The organism is Thalassobacter sp. HA4-2, from assembly GCF_055693705.1.
Map to the genome: position 1 here is coordinate 1,855,043 of NZ_JBVFUK010000001.1, position 15,831 is coordinate 1,870,873.

12 protein-coding genes, 1 tRNA gene and 2 pseudogenes are annotated in these 15,831 nt (G+C 61.4%); 8 read left to right on the forward strand and 7 right to left on the reverse strand.

The annotated features are described in order from the left end of the window. Window positions 1-42: 42 nt before the first annotated feature. From ACZ1G0_RS09480 to ACZ1G0_RS09500, 5 genes and pseudogenes are all read right to left on the reverse strand, one after another. A pseudogene (locus ACZ1G0_RS09480) lies at window positions 43-1,442 on the reverse strand (DNA-packaging protein). Continuing rightward, the gene (locus ACZ1G0_RS09485; protein WP_472736722.1) at window positions 1,336-1,665 is read right to left on the reverse strand and encodes a hypothetical protein; all 330 of its coding nucleotides are present in this window, start codon (window positions 1,663-1,665) and stop codon (window positions 1,336-1,338) included. Before ACZ1G0_RS09485 ends, ACZ1G0_RS09480 begins: the two are co-directional and overlap by 107 nt. A gap of 301 nt (window positions 1,666-1,966) precedes the next feature. Further along, window positions 1,967-3,121 (reverse strand): endolytic transglycosylase MltG, encoded by a 1,155-nt coding sequence (gene mltG, locus ACZ1G0_RS09490; RefSeq protein ID WP_472736723.1) that lies wholly within the window; start codon window positions 3,119-3,121, stop codon window positions 1,967-1,969. Between the two features lie 3 nt (window positions 3,122-3,124). Further along, a pseudogene (gene fabF, locus ACZ1G0_RS09495) lies at window positions 3,125-4,379 on the reverse strand (beta-ketoacyl-ACP synthase II). 84 nt (window positions 4,380-4,463) lie between these two features. Beyond that, window positions 4,464-5,711, reverse strand: a complete 1,248-nt coding sequence (locus ACZ1G0_RS09500) for an ATP-binding protein (RefSeq protein WP_472736724.1) — start codon at window positions 5,709-5,711, stop codon at window positions 4,464-4,466. On the opposite strand from ACZ1G0_RS09500, the gene ACZ1G0_RS09505 reads away from it, so the two are divergent. From ACZ1G0_RS09505 to ACZ1G0_RS09520, 4 genes are all read left to right on the forward strand, one after another. Then, on the forward strand, window positions 5,710-6,363 hold the full coding sequence (locus ACZ1G0_RS09505) for an MBL fold metallo-hydrolase (protein WP_472736725.1): 654 nt from the start codon (window positions 5,710-5,712) through the stop codon (window positions 6,361-6,363). The two genes, ACZ1G0_RS09500 and ACZ1G0_RS09505, sit on opposite strands and share 2 nt — an antisense overlap. Further along, window positions 6,282-6,623, forward strand: coding sequence for a hypothetical protein (locus tag ACZ1G0_RS09510; protein WP_472736726.1), 342 nt, complete (start codon window positions 6,282-6,284; stop codon window positions 6,621-6,623). The genes ACZ1G0_RS09505 and ACZ1G0_RS09510 overlap by 82 nt, the downstream gene beginning before the upstream one ends. 70 nt (window positions 6,624-6,693) lie before the next feature. Next, window positions 6,694-6,768, forward strand: a tRNA-Asn gene (locus tag ACZ1G0_RS09515). Between the two features lie 152 nt (window positions 6,769-6,920). Then, a complete protein-coding gene (locus ACZ1G0_RS09520) occupies window positions 6,921-8,990 on the forward strand; it encodes a hypothetical protein (protein ID WP_472736727.1) in 2,070 nt (689 codons plus the stop codon). Between the two features lie 266 nt (window positions 8,991-9,256). On the opposite strand, the gene ACZ1G0_RS09525 is transcribed toward ACZ1G0_RS09520, so the two are convergent. Both ACZ1G0_RS09525 and ACZ1G0_RS09530 read right to left on the reverse strand, forming a co-directional pair. Next, the gene (locus ACZ1G0_RS09525; RefSeq protein WP_472736728.1) at window positions 9,257-9,556 is read right to left on the reverse strand and encodes a hypothetical protein; all 300 of its coding nucleotides are present in this window, start codon (window positions 9,554-9,556) and stop codon (window positions 9,257-9,259) included. An 828-nt stretch (window positions 9,557-10,384) separates the two neighbouring features. Then, complete coding sequence (locus ACZ1G0_RS09530; protein ID WP_472736729.1) at window positions 10,385-10,690, reverse strand: hypothetical protein; 306 nt, start codon at window positions 10,688-10,690, stop codon at window positions 10,385-10,387. Between the two features lie 392 nt (window positions 10,691-11,082). On the opposite strand from ACZ1G0_RS09530, the gene ACZ1G0_RS09535 reads away from it, so the two are divergent. Genes ACZ1G0_RS09535 through ACZ1G0_RS09550 form a run of 4 tightly spaced genes read left to right on the forward strand, consistent with a single transcriptional unit; the run spans window position 11,083 to window position 15,828 of the window. Continuing rightward, window positions 11,083-13,833 (forward strand): type I restriction endonuclease subunit R, encoded by a 2,751-nt coding sequence (locus ACZ1G0_RS09535; RefSeq protein ID WP_472736730.1) that lies wholly within the window; start codon window positions 11,083-11,085, stop codon window positions 13,831-13,833. Beyond that, entirely contained in the window at window positions 13,830-14,432 is a 603-nt protein-coding gene (locus tag ACZ1G0_RS09540) for a restriction endonuclease subunit S (RefSeq protein WP_472736731.1), read from the forward strand. The genes ACZ1G0_RS09535 and ACZ1G0_RS09540 overlap by 4 nt, the downstream gene beginning before the upstream one ends. Then, complete coding sequence (locus tag ACZ1G0_RS09545; RefSeq protein WP_472736732.1) at window positions 14,333-15,370, forward strand: restriction endonuclease subunit S domain-containing protein; 1,038 nt, start codon at window positions 14,333-14,335, stop codon at window positions 15,368-15,370. Before ACZ1G0_RS09540 ends, ACZ1G0_RS09545 begins: the two co-directional genes overlap by 100 nt. Continuing rightward, a complete protein-coding gene (locus ACZ1G0_RS09550) occupies window positions 15,367-15,828 on the forward strand; it encodes a type I restriction-modification system subunit M N-terminal domain-containing protein (RefSeq protein WP_472736733.1) in 462 nt (153 codons plus the stop codon). The genes ACZ1G0_RS09545 and ACZ1G0_RS09550 overlap by 4 nt, the downstream gene beginning before the upstream one ends. Window positions 15,829-15,831 lie beyond the last annotated feature (3 nt).

Consider the following 15,831-nt stretch of genomic DNA (forward strand, 5'->3'; position numbering starts at 1 on the left):
CTTTCGCGGTTGATCCAATAAAAAAGGCCCCCGGCGGGGACCTTAAAGCGTACGCACCTGCGGGCGGCTCCAGCGTCTGGCGGGGGTGATCATCCCCTCGGTGATCGCCCAGACAAGGGCATCGACCCGGTCCGGGCTGCCCTGCCCCTGAAACCCGTGATGGGTCATCTGCACCATCTCGTCCTCCAGCGGACCGAAGGCGCCGTAGTGCTTGACCCGCCCCTGTTCATAGAGCGCGGCCACAGGTTCGGCCCGCGCCGACTTGCCCCGGCTGGCCCGCACCGCACTGTAGGGGATCAGGGGATCCACCTGCCGCACGGTCGTCTCGACCAGATCGCCGCCTTGGTTCACCTCGGCCACCAGACGGTCGGCGTGGTGACGACGGCAGGCCTCCACGGCGGCCTCTGCCCATTCAAGGGGGCTGGCGGCAGCGATGCTGGCGTCCTCCATCACGTAGGCCGTCCAGTTCGCGGGCGGCCCCTGGGTCGAGAAGCCCACGACCATGATCCCGCAGGCGTCCGACCCAGCGTGCCCTGTGACGGGCGGGTCCACGGCCACCACGACCCGATCCAACTGGGGCAGCTTGTCGACCCGCGCGGCCTCCAGCGTTCGCGTGGTCCAGAACGCGCCCTGCACATCTTCCAGCAAGACGCCCTCCAACTCCTGCCGGCCCAGACGGGTGCCGGCGTAGCGGGCGGTCACTTCCTCCAGAAAGGACCGGGCCAGATGCGCCCGGTTGGCAGAGGTGGGGGCATGGGTGGTCACGGTACTGGGCCGGGACAACAGACGTTTCATTATTTCAACATTTCGGGGCGTCGTCGTCACGACAACGCGCGGGTCACCCCCCAAACGCACACAAAATTGCAACATATCCCAAGCATCCTGCGCCTTCTTCCACTTGGCCAGTTCATCGACCCAAGCGGCGTCAAATTGCGGCCCCCGCAGCGCCTCGGGCTCGGACGCGGAAAAGCACTGGGCCTCGGCCCCATTGGGCCAGACCAGCTTGCGCTGCGTGGCTTTCCACACGGGGCGACGGTCGGGGGGCTGCATTCCAGAATACCGCTGTCCCCCATGACCATCACGTCGCGGGCCTGATCGTAGGTTTCCCCCACCAAGGCCACGCGCCGCGCGCGCCCGGGATCGAGGGGGCGTGCCCCCTCGACCATGGATCGGACCCATTCGGCCCCGGCGCGGGTCTTGCCCGCACCGCGACCGCCCAGGATCACCCACGTCCGCCAGTCCCCCGGCGGCGGCAATTGGTGATCCAGCGCCCAGAATTCGAACAGCCAAGGCAATGCTGCAAGTGCCTGTGGGCTGAGCGATTCCAGAAACGCCTCAGCCGTTTTGAGCGGCGCGGAGGCGAGCCAGTCTGCGCCCGATCTCAGATCGGGCTGCGGACAGGTCGTGTGCGCCTCGGGTAAGTCCCCCAGTGGATTTTGCATGGGCGTCCTCCATCTTGCGCGCCTCCTCCAACGCGAGCATGAGGGCGCGGTTCAAGTCTTTGATTTCTTTGGTCAGTTCCGTTGTGCCGACGGCATCGCCCTCGGCCATGTTTTCGAGCAAGGCGATCCGATCCTTAATCACCTGTCTCATGCGATCCAGAACGCCAGAGGCGTCCTCGACCATGCCACGACTATCAAAACGTTCAATAATTTCGAAAGACATGTGGTCTCTCCCGTGCTTGAAATTCCCGCACGAGCGAAGGATGGGACCCACACACCGGTGTTCAGCGACCGGTGGGCGACTAACCCAACTTCTCCAGCATGTATGTTTTATTGTTTTGAGCGTGCGCTGCGGTCAACAGGTTTTGTGAAAAACCCTTTGGATACCGTGCGTTAACCGGACATTAACCGAACATCACCCGCTAAGTCGTTGATAAGTGGATGATGAACGAGATGTTAACGCAGAACGCCGCCCCCGGGGTCTGGGGACGGCGTGTCAGATCAGCGGTGGAATCACGTAAGGCTCACTCAGCCTGGCGCTGCCGTTCGATCTCGCGCCAGCGGGCCACGGCCGCGTTATGCCCCTCCAGCGTGACGTTGAACTCGTGCCCCCCGGTGCCATCGGCCACAAAGAAGATGTAGTCGGTGTCGTCCGGGTTCACCGCCGCCTCAAGGCTGGCGCGGCTGACGTTGGCAATGGGGGTGGGCGGCAGCCCCTCAATCACATAGGTGTTCCAATCCGTGCGCGTGCGCAATTCGCTGCGGCGCAGGCCTCGGCCCAGAACGCCGCGCCCCTCGGTCACACCATAGATCACCGTGGGGTCCGTTTGCAGGCGCATGCCGCGGCGCAGGCGGTTGGTAAAGACGCTGGCCACGGTGTAACGCTCTTCGGGGACGCTGGTCTCTTTCTCGATGATGCTGGCAAGGATCAGCATTTCCTCGGGCGTCTCGATGGGCAGGCCTTCGGCGCGCAGGGCCCAGACCTCGGCCATCTGGCGGTCGTGGATCGCACGCATACGGTTGATGACCTCGGCCCGCTCCGTGCCCCGGCTGACCTCGTAGGTATCGGGGGCCAGGACCCCTTCGGCGGGCACGTCCGCAATCTCGCCTGTCAGGAAATCCGCACCCTTCAACCCCTCGACGATCTGCCAAGAGGTCAGACCCGGGGCGATGGACACGCGGTAGACCATGGGCACGCCTTCGTCGATCAAGGCCTGATAGGGGGCCGGGATCGCCTCGCCACTGGCAAAAGTTGCAATGTCCTCAAGGGCCTGCTGGCCGGGGATCCGTTCGCGCACCCGCGTCTCGCCCCCTTGGGACCGAATGATGTAGGTGACGGTATAGCGGAACAGCGAGGGGCCACCGCTGGTCACGATGTCCAACACCTCTGCCATGGAGGCCCCGGCGGGGATTTCGTAATTGCCGAATTTCAGGTCCCCCGCCCGGTCCGCGTAGCGCGCGCCGATGCGGAAAATCTGGGCGCTGGTGATCGCGCCACTGCGTTCCAGCGCGTCCCCCACCCGCGACAGGCTGGCGCCGCGCGGCACTTCGAAGAAGATCGGCTGTTCCAGCGGACCCTCGGCCACGTATTGGCTTTGTCCCCAGCTGACCAGACCCGCAAGTGCCGCCAAAAGGACAATGCCAAGCGTCAGGGCGTTGGCGGTGATGTGTTTCCACATGGGCTAGACTTTCCCCATCACAAGCGAGGCGTTCGTCCCGCCAAACCCAAAGGAGTTGGACAGGGCGATGTTGATCTCCCGCGCCTCTGCCTCTTTGGGGGCCAGGGACAGCTTGGGCTCCACCGCCGGGTTGTCTAGGTTCAGCGTGGGCGGTGCCACCTGATCCCGGATCGCAAGGATGCTGAAGATCGCCTCGACCGCGCCAGCGGCCCCCAGCAAGTGCCCGATGGCGGATTTGGTCGATGTCATCGTGGCCTTTTCCGCCGCCGCACCCATCATCCGTTCCACAGCCCCCAGTTCAATGGTGTCGGCCATGGTGGATGTGCCGTGGGCGTTGATGTAGTCGATATCCTCGGCCTTGATGCCTGCGCGTTTGACTGCGGCGCGCATAGCACGCTCCCCCTTCGCCATCCTCGGACGGGGCGGTGATGTGATAGGCGTCACCGGACAAGCCGTAGCCCAGGATCTCTGCATAGATCTTGGCCCCACGCGCCTTGGCATGTTCGTATTCTTCCAGCACGACAACTCCGGCCCCCTCGCCCATGACGAAGCCATCGCGGTCCGCGTCATAGGGGCGGCTGGCGGCCTTGGGGTCGTCGGCGCGCTTGGTGGACAGGGCCTTGCAGGCGTTGAAACCCGCGATGCCGATCTCGCTGATGGGGCTTTCCGCGCCGCCCGCGATCATCACATCTGCATCGTCCAGCGCAATCAGGCGGGCCGCATCGCCGATGGCATGCGCCCCGGTGGAGCACGCCGTCACAACCGCGTGGTTCGGCCCCTTGAAGCCGTACTTGATGCTGACCTGACCGGACACAAGGTTGATCAGGGCGGATGGAATAAAGAAGGGCGAGACCCGCCGCGGCCCCCGTTCCTTGAGCAGCACAGCCGTGTCCGCAATGGACGACAGCCCGCCGATGCCGGATCCGATCATCACGCCCGTACGCTCTCGCGCCTCCGTGTCCTCGGGGGTCCAGCCAGCGTCCTCGACCGCTTGGGTCGCGGCGGCGATGCCGTAGAGGATAAAGTCATCCACTTTCCGCTGTTCCTTGGGTTCCATCCAGTCGTCGGGGTTGAAACTGCCGTCCGAACCGTCCCCACGGGGAATTTCGCAGGCGTATTTCGTCGTGACCCGTTCCGCGTCGAACTTGGTGATCAGCCCCGCGCCCGATTGCGCGTCCAGTATACGCTTCCACGTCTCTTCGACCCCGCAGGCCAAAGGCGATACCATTCCCAATCCGGTGACGACCACTCGACGCATGACATATCCTTTGCGTGACCCGTTTGCGCCTGTCTACACGGGTGGGTTTGGGGCCTCAAGGGGGGCAGGTGCGGGCGGCGGGCCTTAGCGCGGCAAAACGATTTCCGCGCGCAGACCGCCCATGGCGCTGTCGCCCAGGCGCAGGGTGCCCCCATGGATGCGCGCCACGTCGGACACGATGGCCAGCCCCAACCCGACAGAGCCTTGCGGCGTGGCCCCCCGCGCCTGATCGAGCCGGGCAAAGGGTTTGACCGCCTCCTCCCGCAGGGCCTCGGGGATGCCGGGGCCGTCGTCTTCGACCACGATGCGCAGGGCGGCGTCGCTGACGATCAGGGACAGACGCGCCCGGGTGCCGTAGCGCGCAGCATTGCGCAGCAGGTTTTCCACCGCCCGGCGCAGGGCCATGGGGCGCAACCGGGCCTGAGTGGGCGTGTCCGCGTCCACCTCGACCACCTGCCCCGCCCGTGCCGCGTCGATGGCAATCCCGCGCAAAAGGACCGACAGGTCCATACGCGTGGCATCCTCTCCGGCCCCTTCGCGGGCATAATCCAGAAAGGCATCCAACATGGTCTGCATCTCGTCCACATCCCGGGCGAGGGCCGCGACCTCCTCCCCCTCCATCATGCTCAATTCCAGCCGCATCCGGGTCAAAGGGGTGCGTAAGTCGTGACTAACCCCCGACAACATCAGGGTCCGCTGTTCGATCTGCCGCTCGATCCGGGCGCGCATGTCCAGAAACGCCGTGCCCGCCGCCCGCACCTCTTGCGCGCCCGAGGGGCTGTAGCGGACGACCCGACCCTTGCCAAAGGCCTCCGCCGCGTTGGCCAGCCGCCGGATCGGCCGCACCTGGTTGCGCAGGAACAAAAACGCCACCCCCGTCATCACCAAAGAGGCAAAGACCATGATCACCAGCAACTGGTGCGGGTTGGACGCCGACACCCGGGCACGGGGGAACCGTAACGCCCCCTCGGGCAGGGCCACCGTCACCACCTTGTCATCGGGGGCCAATTCGATCGCGCCGATGTCGTCGAACCGGTCCCGCAGGACTGACCGCACGACGATGCCGGAAAAGTCATAAAACAGCCGCCCCTGCCCCACAGGCCCCTCGACCCAGTCAAACCCCAGATCGCCCGCCAACTCCGGCATCCGCCGCACGAGGGCGATTTCGGTGGCTATGGTATCGGTCATCTGGCGGGTCACATCCTCGAAATGCCGTTGCAGGAAGTTCACGGACACGACAAGCTGGATCGTGATTACCGGCGCGATCAGGATCAGCGCCGCCCGGCCATATAGTCCCCGTGGGGACAGTCGTTTCAAAAGGGAGTGCGCCATGGATCGACCCTACCCCAGCCAAGGGGACGCGCCAATGGTCCAGTTGGCCCCGGGCCTGCAGCGCCTGACCGCCGACAACCCCTCGCCCATGACCCAGGCCGGGACCTGCACCTATCTCGTCGGGCACGGCACTGTTGCAGTGATCGACCCCGGCCCGTTGGGGCACAACGTGGCGATCATGGCCGCACTGGCGGGCCGCCCGCTCAGCCACATCCTTGTGACCCACAGCCACGTGGACCACTCCCCGGCCGCCCGGGCGTTGTCCCAAGCCACGGGCGCGACGATCTGCGCCTTTGGCCCCAGCGACGCGGGCCGCAGCCCCCTGATGCAAGCCTTGGCCCGGGACGGCGCGTTGCAGGGGGGCGAAGGGGTGGATGCCGACTTCGCCCCCGATATGACCCTTGCGGACGGCCAGACCGTCATGGGCGACGGCTGGACCCTGCGCGCCCACTGGACGCCCGGGCACATGGCCAACCACCTGTGTTTCGAATGGAGCGAGACGGGCGCGCTGTTTACGGGGGATCTGATCATGGGCTGGTCCACCTCACTGATCTCGCCCCCGATGGAGACGTGGCACAGTTCATGGCCAGTCTGGACCGGGTCGCGACGCTGGCCCCGCGCATCCTTTATCCCGGTCACGGCGACCCGGTGACGGACCCCGCCGCCCGCGTGGCAGAGTTGCGCGCCCACTGCGCCGCCCGCCGCGCCCAAGTGCTGGCCGCCCTGCGCGAGGTGCCCGAGGATCTGGCGACCCTGACCGCGCGCGCCTACGCCGACGTCCCCCCCGCCTTGTGGCCCATGGCCCAGCGTAACCTGTTGGCACAATTGATAGAATTCGTAGAAACCGGCGCCGCTACCGCCCAGCCGGCCCTGTCTTCCCAAGCCCTGTTCCATAGGGCCCGCCCCGAATGACAGGGCCGCAGACAAAAAGTGCAAAATCCCTCTGGACGCCCCCAAAGGCCATTGCTATACGGCCCTCAGTTCCGGCGTAGCTCAGCGGTAGAGCAGTTGACTGTTAATCAATTGGTCGTAGGTTCGATCCCTACCGCCGGAGCCAATTTCCCTACAAGCTACTGAAAACGTGTGATTTTCGGATTTAGCTCCGAACGCTTTTGGCGAGTTCTGCGCTCTGCTGACACACAGATGTCACAACGCGCGCACTTCGGGGGAACAGGTCAGTCCATCGGTGTCCCTCATCAGGAGGGCATCATGCGAGCCCAAACATACCTCTACCGCCAAGGCCGCCACTATCATTTTCGGCGGCGTATCCCGGGGTTATCCACATCTATTCGTCCTGTGCGTATCGCTCTGGGGACGACAGATGAAAAAACGGCGCATACGTGGTCCCGAACGCTGATTACAGAGTTCGAAGCCATGCTCGATGCATTCTTATTTGTCCTAGACCCGCTCCCCGAAGAGCTGATCGCGCAGTACTTTGATGCGCGGCTGAAGCAGACCCTGAATACCCTGCGCCGCCAGTCACGCATGGAACGAATGTCTGAGCGGAAAGGCACGTTAGCTACGGCCATCCATATCCAGCGTGTCGTGTTGACCAGCCTTTTGACCGACGGTCTTGGAGATGCTCTTCCGCCGTCGCGTCTTGATGCTACCTGGTCTTCCAACGAAGTGACGGCTGCGGTCAGCCTCTACGCCAGGGAGGTCGAAGTCCTACGATCTTCTGCATCTCGCAAATCCATTATCGGCGAATTCGAGGCTCTCACAGGATTGAAGCCCCGGTCTTCCGAACACGAGTATCAGGTGATCGAAACCCATCTACACGCACGACTCGCAGCTTTGGGAGCGGAGCACGAAGGTCAGCGTATCCGGGCGAAGGTGTTCGAAGACCGCGCTAAAGAGCTGGTTTCTTCACAGGGACTCTTTCACCCGATCGCAACGCGGCATCCTGAACCGCTTCCGACGATTGTCACTCATGCGCCAGTACAACACGGATCGCCACCGCCACTCGACACCAATGCGGTTCCCGGCACAGAAGATGAGGAAGCCGGATCGGCGGTTCAGCCTAGGCCGCCCTTTACCGAAGGTGTTGCGGAGATCGAGGGGCCCATCACCGTCGAAAAACTCCGGGTACAGCTGAACCAAGCCGAACACATCGCCAAGGAGGGTGCGCCCAGACCGGACGGGGCTGATATTTCCAGCGTTTTCTGGCGCATGGCTCTTGTGGACGGCTTTACCAAGCAGACCATCGACCAGCGCGTGACTGGTGTTCGATTGTTTTGCTTCGTTACTGGCCTTCAGCGCGTTGACCAAATTCGTCAGCATCAGCTGTCCAGTTTCCGCGATGCACTTGCCGAGTTCCCGTCAAACTTCTTGCGGTCCGAACATGATGCGAAGAAAACTTTCGGGGAGATCAGGTACGAAGCCAGACATTCGTCGAAACCACCCAAGGCACTGAGTGGAACGACACGCAAAAGGCACACCAAGACAATCGAACTGCTATTGGAAAGAGCTGAGTCCGAAGGCCATCAGGTCGATCAAAAACTTGGCATCAAGAAAATCAAACCCAAGCTGAAAGGCGCGGGCAAAAAGCACAATCGTCGCCCTGCATTCAGGTTCCCGGAGCTTCAGAAAGTGTTCGGTCACACTTTGTGGCAAGGCGCGCAGAGCAAGGGCCGTCGGCATTTGCCGGGCGAGGTCATCACCAAGGATTGCCGATACTGGATCCCCTTGATCCTTGCATACACCGGCGCACGGCGCGCCGAAATCGCTGGTCTCCTCGCCTCAGATATCCAAAAGCGCGACGGCCACCATTGCATCGTGATTCAGGCAAACCAATACCGCGGCATCAAGGGTGAAGAGCCCGACGAAACTGATCCCACGAAAAAGAAGCCCAGGGTCGTTCCGGTCCATCCTCACCTCATCGAACTTGGGTTTCTTGAGTTTTCGGAGAAGCAAAAGCGGGGGCGGAGTCCTCTTCTCTTTCCTGATGTCGTACCCAAACCGCGAAAAGACTCGAAAAGAGCACTCGCTCCTGATCCGGCCATGATGGTCGAAAAATTTGGCGAGTTGATTGACGATATGTGGCGGAACAGCCTCGAGAAGACATTGGATGGAAATCCACGGGGCTTGGTCATGCACTCGTTGCGCCATTACGTGAACAACGCGTTCCTTTTCGACCAGCACCTGAAAGCACCAGTGCGACTTGATTTGGTAGGTCACGTCGATGACGAAAAGGAGAATACGAACAGGGACGTTTACCGCGATGAGTCTCCGATGGAGTTAAAGGTGGCAGCTATTAATCTACTCCCAAGGATCTTTTAGTCAGAAGTCCCCTGGTACTCGCGGAATATGATCATCCCCCTCGAGATGAACGCCCTGCCGAGCACATCCTGTAGACGAACAAAACACCTCGATCAGTTCGGACAGGGGCCGTGACCGGCTGACATCGTCCTCGATGAGACACGCTTCGGACATGTCAATAACCAGACTTTCGCCGTCTGAAACAGATACCATGAGGGCGGTTCCCTGATGGACGTGGCGGTGACGCACACGGACTCCACAACCACGAGCCACAGCATGTAACCGCATCACCCAGTCGTATCGCGTTCGGGGTCGCCCAGAAGGAAGGCGATCGATTGCTTCATTTGCTCCATCTCGCGGCGGAGCTGGGACATCTCTAAGGCCATCTGGCGAAAGGCTTTCGCCTGCTGCTCCATCGCCTCCTCGTTGCGGATCAACAAACCGATCAGGCGCTCGGCGAACTCCATCGTGACGTCCGTCTGCTCGGGATCGAGGAGCTGCAGGAGAGGGTGAAGCGTCCGCACGTCCTCCCTGGTCAGGTCGAGTTTGCGATGAGTGAAGGTGTGGTTGTCGAGCATTTCGGTCACGGTCAGGTCCTTTATCGAGGTTCATGAGGTTTGGAATTTGTCGAAAGAGGTCGACGGCACGCCGAAACAGGAGCGCTATGCCCGCCAATCGCAGCCGGGCCGCCAGGACGAGCCGCCGCAAAATCATGGACGATGCGAATGCGTGACCCGCGTCTCGAGGATTCACGCCCCGTCCGGTCAAGATATTGGACGGAACCAGAAAGCCTAGACGATCAGGGGACGGCTCAACCCGCCACGGCGATCCCTGGGCCTCCAGTGCCATGTTCAAATCTGCCACCGTGGAGGGACCCACGGACCTCATCACGGCGTTAACGTCGGAGGCCAGCCATGCCGCCTGCCCCGCATGCCGCTGCGACCGCTTGGTGACGGGCGCCGATAGGACGCGTTTCGGATCTGGCCTCCATTGTGGCTCGGGCAGCCCAAGTCGCTGACACAGGTCCCTTTCGAGCGCGTCGGTTGAGCGGACAGATGTAGAAACCTCAAGAGGCCGACCGCCGAAAGTCTGGAGCGCAGACACGATATGAATGTGGTCACAGCGGGTGTCTTCACCGCCCCACAATGTCCAGGGAACCATCTCAGCTGGCAGCCCGCTGCGTGTCAGAACGAAGCGCGCAACGTCCGCCCACGTCGAGTGGCTCAATTCCGCACCCGCCGGCATCGAGAGCGTCATGTGAACGAGGCCCTTACCGTCCGGACGCTCGAACGGTTTCAGCATTCCGCGGGCTTGCCTCCAAGTCAGGACTGGCAATGAGCCGAATAAGATCTGACCATCTTTTGCGAGGTAACCATAAATCGAGGATGCCTCATTATGAAACGTCGTGTACCGTCTCATTGCGCATTCCGATCAATGACAGATCTTAGAGCCTCTCGGGCCTCCCGACCAATCGCAAGGATATCTCGCCGCTTCAGCAGGTGGAGGCGACCGGTTTCAGCGCGGTTGAGCTGATGCAGCGCGAAGCTGATCCGGGCCAGTTCAGCTGCGATCACAACATCGGTCTCGCCGCCGTATTGGAGCGCAGCATGTGTCATGAACTTTGCCCGTGTTCCGAAACCGTTCTTGCGGGCGATAGCATCTATCTGATCCGCAACTTCCTGCGGCTGGCGAACGGAATATGATATGATCTTCTCGGACATGGCTCGAACCTCGTTGGTAGGACTTCGTTCTACCGGTTTGGTTCAGCTGAGTGAAAACGATGCGTGCCTCTGCAATTTCGACTGACGCTAGGGAGGATGCCTAGTCGCCTTGTTTTTCAGGTTAAAATCAACCGAGCTATACAATCCCATTGCGAAATTAATTGCTTAGGGAAAAAGCGGCCTCTCAACCTTGGAAAACAAATTTCACGGGCGAATTGGGAAAATGACGCCACGCCTTAGGTTCTAAGATCAGGACTGACTGAGGGAACTTGTTAAACGATCCCCTAAACCTCATCGGCCCGCTTGCTGATGCGTATTGTTAAACGACTTCCGATTGCGCTCCTGAGGCGCAGGCGACATGATGGGGAAAACAATATCTTAGTGAGTTTTCCTTGAGCCACGACCTCAACCAAGATCCAGAGCAGATCGCCCGAGACCGGATCGACGAACGCCTGCGTGCGGCGGGCTGGCAGGTCCAGGACAAGGGCGCGATGGACTTCTCCTCAGGCCTCGGTGTGGCTGTCCGGGAGTATCAGACGGACGTGGGGCCGGCGGACTACGTCTTGTTCGTCGACCGTCAAGCCGCAGGCGTGGTCGAAGCGAAGCAGGACGACCTAGGCGTGCGCCTAACATCCGTAGAAGAACAGTCCGAGGGGTATGCCAAAGCTAAGTTGAAGTGGGTCCAGAACAGCGCGCCCTTACCGTTTCTCTACGAGGCGACAGGAGAGATCACGCGCTTCACAAGCGGTCTGGATCCTGCACCGCGCTCCCGCGAAGTCTTCACGTTTCACAGGCCAGAAACCCTGAAGACGTGGCTTGCCAACCCGGCATCTCTCCGCACCGGGATTGCGGCCTTGCCAGAACTGAAGACCGACGGCCTGCGGGACTGCCAGATCACCGCGATCACCAACCTTGAGGCCTCACTCAAGGCTAACAAGCCCCGGGCGCTGGTCCAGATGGCAACTGGATCAGGCAAGACCTTCACGGCGATCACCCAGGTTTACCGCCTTTTGAAGCACGCAGGCGCTAAGCGCATCTTGTTCCTCGTGGACACCAAGAATCTGGGCGAGCAGGCCGAGCAGGAGTTCATGTCGTTCCTACCCAACGACGACAACCGCAAGTTTACCGAGCTCTACAATGTCCAGCGCCTGACCAGCCCCTCGATCGCCGGCGACAGCCAGGTCGTGATTTCAACGATCCAGCGGATGTATGCGACGCTTAAGGGCGAGGAACTGGCCGAGGGTGCAGAGGATGAAGGTGGCGCGGCAACGCCCAACTACCGCAAGAAGCCCCTGCCAGTCGTTTACAATCCGAAACTCCCGCCCGAGCATTTCGACGTCATCGTCATCGACGAATGTCACCGCTCCATCTATGGGCTCTGGCGGCAGGTGCTGGACTACTTCGACGCCTTCCTGATCGGCCTCACCGCAACCCCGGACAACCGCACCTTCGGCTTCTTCCAGAAGAACGTCGTCAGCGAATACACCCACGAAAAGGCTGTCGCCGACAAGGTCAACGTCGGGAACGAGATCTACCTGATCGAAACCCAGATTACCAAGGCTGGAGAAACACTGAAGGCCAAACAGCTGATCGAGAAACGCGAACGCGACACCCGGGCCAAGCGATGGGAAAGCCAGGAAGATGAACAGGCCTACGCCGCCACCCAGCTTGACCGATCTGTCGTGAACCCCGACCAGATCCGCACGGTCATCCGCACCTATAAGGATAACTGGCCCGATATCTTCCCCGGCCGCAAGGAGGTGCCTAAGACGCTGATCTTCGCCAAGACCGACAGCCACGCAGACGACATCATCCAGACCGTCCGGCAGGAGTTCGGCCAGGGCAACGACTTCTGCCGCAAGATCACCGGCGGGGCGAAGAACCCGAAATCCTCGCTCGCGGCCTTTCGCAACAACTACGACCCGCGCATTGCCGTCACCGTGGACATGATCGCCACCGGGACGGACGTGAAACCGCTGGAATGCTTGATCTTCATGCGGGACGTGAAATCCAAGAACTACTTCGAACAGATGAAGGGGCGCGGCACCCGGGTGGTGAAGCCCGATGACCTGCGCAAGGTCTCCCCCTCTGCCGATGCCAAAACGCACTACGTGATTGTCGATGCCGTGGGCGTCACCAAGTCGCTCAAGACCGCCAGCCAGCCGCTCGACACCAAACCGTCGATCCCGTTCAAGGACCTCGCCATGGGGCTGATGATGGGCGACCGGTCAGAGGAGACGGTCAGCTCCCTTGCCGCCCGTCTGGCACGGCTGGATCACAAGCTCGGCGCGGAGGAGCAAGAGCAGATCACGCAAGCCGCAGGCAAACCCCTAACGGCCATCGTGCGCGATCTGTTTGACGCCATCGACCCGGACAAGGTGGAGGCCGATGCCAAGGCCGCAGGCCATGCGGAGCCGGACGATGCCGCAATGACCGCCGCGCGCGACGAACGGGTGCGGCAGGCGGCCAACGTCTTCACCGGCCCGCTGATCACCACGCTGGACACGATCCGCCGCGATACGGAACAGACCATCGACCATGACAACATGGACACCCTCTTGCGCGCGGAATGGGCGGGCGACGCGGACGCAAACGCCAAGACCATCCAGCAGGACTTCGAGGCCTACCTGACCGAGAACCGCGACGAGATCGAGGCGCTGACCATCTATTTCAACACCCCTGCCCGGCGGTCAGAGGTGACGCTGTCCATGCTCAAGGACGTGCTGACCCGCGTGAGGCAGGATCAACCCCGCCTTGCGCCGCTGACCGTCTGGCGCGCCTATGCGCATCTGGACGGCTACAAGGGCGACGACCCGGCCAGTAACCTGACCGCGCTGGTGGCGCTGATCCGGCGGGTGACGGGACTGGATCAGACCTTGACCCGCCATTCCGACAGGGTGCGGCGCAGCTTTCAGGACTGGATCCTGAAGCGCCACGCGGGCAAGGGAGAGAAATTCTCGGACGCGCAGATGGACTGGCTGCGCATGATCCGCGACCACCTGACGGCAAGTTTTACGATTGAGCGCGACGACCTGGAGCTTGCGCCTTTCGATGCCCATGGCGGCATGGGCCAGATGTATGCGCTGTTTGGCGATCAGACGGATGCGGTGATGGCCGAGATGAATGAGGCGCTTTCGGCATGACTACTAATCCTTGGTTAACAGAGGAACTACCGACTGGCTGGGCGCGCACGGAATTTCAGGAATTCTGCACAGTGGTCAGAGGCGGATCGCCACGCCCCAAGGGCTCGCCCAAGTATTTCGGCGGAACAATCCCGTTCATCAAAATCAGCGATGTAACCGCAAGTGACGGGATGACACTTCGAAAGACGGTAGACACCGTTAATGAGGAAGGCGCTAAGAAGAGCCGTCTGATTGAAGCTGGCAGACTAATACTTAGCAATAGCGGAACGGTCTGCGTTCCCATCTTCCTGGCAGTAGACGCATGCATACACGACGGATTCGTCGCGTTCGAAAGTCTACCCAAACATATCAATCAGAATTATCTATTTCACTTCTTCAAGTATATTCGCCCTTTCATCCTTGATCAAAACAGGCAAGGTGTTACCCAGGTCAATCTCAACACGGGAATTGTTTCAGAAATTCAAATTGACATTCCCCCCTCAACGAACAACGCCGCATCGTGGAGAAGATCGAGGCGCTGTTTGAGGAGATCGACGCGGGGGTCGAGAGTCTCAGGACGGCGCGGGTCAAGCTGGGGTTGTATCGTCAATCCCTGCTGAAATCCGCCTTTGAGGGCCGCCTCACCGCCAATTGGCGCGCGCAGAATGCGGACAAGCTGGAGCCCCCCGAGACCCTCCTCGCCCGCATCCAATCCGAACGCGACACCCGCTACAAAGCCGCCCTCGACGTCTGGCAAACCGCCCTCACCGAATGGCGCGCGGACGGAGAGCAAGGGAAGAAGCCCGGGAAGCCCAAGCGGCCTGCTGATCTTGACCCCAACTCGGACATCACTTTGGGACATATCGTGTTAGACGTTGCCCAAGGATGGTCGCCGAAATGCAAAAACCATGCGTCCAACGACGATAGCGTCTGGGGAGTAATCAAAACAACGGCCATCCAGGCTGCCAAGTTCCTACCAGCTGAAAACAAAGAACTGCCTGATGCACTTCCGCCCCGAAAATGGCTGGAATTGGAAGAAGGCGACGTGATCATTACTCGCGCGGGCCCTCGGTCCCGGGTTGGCGTCGCTTGTATGGTCAAGAACACCCGCCCGAAATTGATGCTTTGCGACAAGGCTTACAGGCTGAACTATTTGGAAACGATGGTTCTTCCCGAATTTCTTGAAGGGTATCTGAACGCACCCGACACCCAGAAGCGCATCGAGGTTATCAAGAGCGGGATAAACGACAGCGGGCTGAACCTGAAACAGGAACAGTTCTTAGCGTTGGACTTCTGGCTACCCAGTCTCGCCGAACAAACCGAAATCGTCCGCATCCTCGACGAAAAACTCTCCGCCGCCGACGCCATGGAGGCCGAGATCGACGCCGCCCTCACCCGCGCGGACGCCCTGCGCCAATCCATCCTGAAAAAAGCCTTCTCCGGCAAACTCGTCCCACAAGACCCAAACGACGAGCCCGCCTCCACCCTCCTCGCCCGCATCCAAACCGCCCGCGCCGCCGCCCCCAAGGCCAAGCGCCCCAGAAGGACACCCGCATGAACACCTCAGCCATCGTCAGCCGCGTCATGTCTTTCCGCAACACCTTGCGCGATGACGGTGTGGGCGCGGGCGATTACCTGGAGCAGCTGACCTACCTCATCTTTCTGAAGATGGCCGATGAGTACAGCAAGCCGCCCTACAACCGTGACGTCGGCGTGCCGGACGAGTTCGCCTGGCCCACCCTGACCGCCCGGCGCGGCGCCGAGCTGGAGGCGCATTACGTCCGCCTGCTGCGCGAGCTGGGCCTGTTGCCCGGAATGCTGGGACAGATCTTCACCAAGTCCCAGAACAAGATCACCGACCCTGCCAAGCTGTTCCGCCTGATCGACATGGTGGATGGGGTCACCTGGGTCACGCTCGGCGCCGACCTGAAGGGCGACATGTACGAGGAGATCCTGGAGGCGGACGCGGCCGACAAGAAATCCGGTGCGGGCCAATATTTCACCCCCGTCCCCTGATCC